This window comes from Hominilimicola sp. (genome assembly GCF_046972485.1).
Lineage (GTDB): Bacteria > Bacillota > Clostridia > UBA1381 > UBA1381 > Hominilimicola > Hominilimicola fabiformis.
The window spans coordinates 1-2,167 of record NZ_JBKVWU010000203.1 but is presented as its reverse complement, the minus strand read 5'-3'; the positions used below and the strand labels follow the sequence as shown (position 1 = coordinate 2,167).

Below are 2,167 nucleotides of genomic sequence, written 5' to 3'. Positions count from 1 at the left end.
TTTCAGTACTATTCTTTCGAATAAAGATCCTCATAAACAACTTCTTGACCAGAAAAACAGACCTGTCGGTGCAACATATTCAGATCAGGTTAAAGAAGGCGGTTCGCTTGATGAACTTTGGGGTTACAAGATGTCAGGTTCATTCCGGCTTGGTGACGGTATCGAATATGTCGGCAGCGGTCACAACAGTGTATTTCAAGACGATGACGGTCAATGGTATCTTGTTCAGCACTGCCGTAAGGTAGCCAATGCATTTGCTTATCTTCAAGTCAAGAAAATTCTTTGGACTGAGGACGGTTGGCCGGTAATCTCACCTCTTGTATACGCAGGTGAAAAAGAGCAAAAAATTCCAAAGGAAATGATTTACGGTACTTGGGATTTATCAAGTGTAGGTCATACAATTATGGCTGACGGTGTTACCGATGTAAGTAAACCGGATAATAAAGAAACCAATTATTACGGAGCACGTGAAAATAGCGACTTGCCTGTACATTCAAGCCAAATTATTCTCCAACCGGACGGTACAATCGGTAACGGTATCGGCACTTGGGATTACGACAATGACCATACTGTAACACTAAACTTTGACGCAGACGGCAACAATGACAATTACGAATTCTATCAGTCAGGCGATACAATGAAGTTGTTTGTTATGACAGGTTACGATAAGGATAAGAGAGAATCTGCAATTATAATGACAGGTACTGACCAAAACAGCGTTGCAAGCTTCGCTAAAAAGAGCAATGCAGTTTCGGTGTCAACAAAAACAGTAAACAGAATTGAAACGACTCCGACTACAATTACAAAAAGCACAAACGGCAATCCGATACTTGGATTTGACGCAGACGGCAAAACTCTATACGCAGGCGACCCTGCCGCATATGTTGAGGACGATACAGTTTATCTGTATGCAGGACACGACACATCAACAGGTGACAGCTATGTAATGCCTGAATGGGTATGTTACACTTCAAAGGATATGGAAAACTGGGAATATAAAGGCTCGGTTATGAGTGCTAAAGATATTTCTTGGAGATCAAACGATACATCAGCCTGGGCAAGTCAAGTTATCAAGCACAACGGTAAGTATTATTTGTACTTCTGTACTTGGGATAAAACTTCAAGCGGTAAGCAGTCAATCGGTGTTGCAGTATCTGACTCCCCTACAGGTCCGTTTAAAGACATCGGTACACCGCTTGTTAAGGGTACATTAACAGAACCGCAATCAAGCAACTGGAACGATATTGACCCAACTGTTTGGGTAGAAACAGTTGACGGAGTTGAACATCGTTATCTTGCTTGGGGTAACGGAATATTCTATGTATGCGAACTTAATGATGATATGATTTCCGTAAAAGATTTAGACAATGACGGCTCTATCACAATGGGTAAAGACGTACTTCAACAAGAATTTACAGGACTTCAAGACGGTCTTGGATTTACAGAGGCTCCTTGGATTTATCGTCAGCAAGACGCAGACGGGAATTACACAGGTAAATATTATCTGTTCGGTGCTTTCGGTTGGCGTGAGCAAATGGGTTACGCAACATCAGATTCAATGTACGGTCCTTGGACATGGGGCGGCATTATAATGGAGCCGACGGCTACTTCAAACACAAACCACCCATCTGTCATAGATTTCAAAGGTAAAACATACTTTATCTACCACAACGGCGCTCTTGTTTGGGGCAGTGGTTTCAGAAGAAGTGTCTGCGTTAGTGAAATGACATTTAACGAGGACGGTACTGTTCCGTATATTGATGAAACTTCAACAGATTTGACAGGTACTGCCTCATTTATAACAACCGCTGACAACAAATATCTTGGTTACACAGCATTCAGCAACCCGTCAGACGATGCAAGTTATCCGCTTAAAAAGCAACTTACAGTTACTGCCGACGGTGCTGATTTAAAGACAACTCAATGGGAAATAGAAAAAGGGAAATCAGACAGCACAAACGAAAATTACGTTTCAATCCAAGCTGTTTATAAACCGGGATTGTATCTATGTGTTGACGGCACAAATGTAGTTTTAACACAACAAGATACAACAAGCACTGCTTTAGCAAAGAAAATGACATTTAAAACAGTTGAGGCTATCGACGGTACAGTCGGTAAAGTTTCATTTGAAAGCGTTTCAACGCCGGGATATTTCATCACCGTATCA

General features: G+C 41.6%; 1 protein-coding gene. It reads left to right on the top strand.

Features of this window, described 5'->3' with window-relative positions; translation table 11 throughout:
* Positions 1–2,167 (top strand): family 43 glycosylhydrolase (locus ACLTU0_RS11770; RefSeq protein WP_412322630.1); only part of this gene is annotated, 2,167 nt, incomplete at both ends.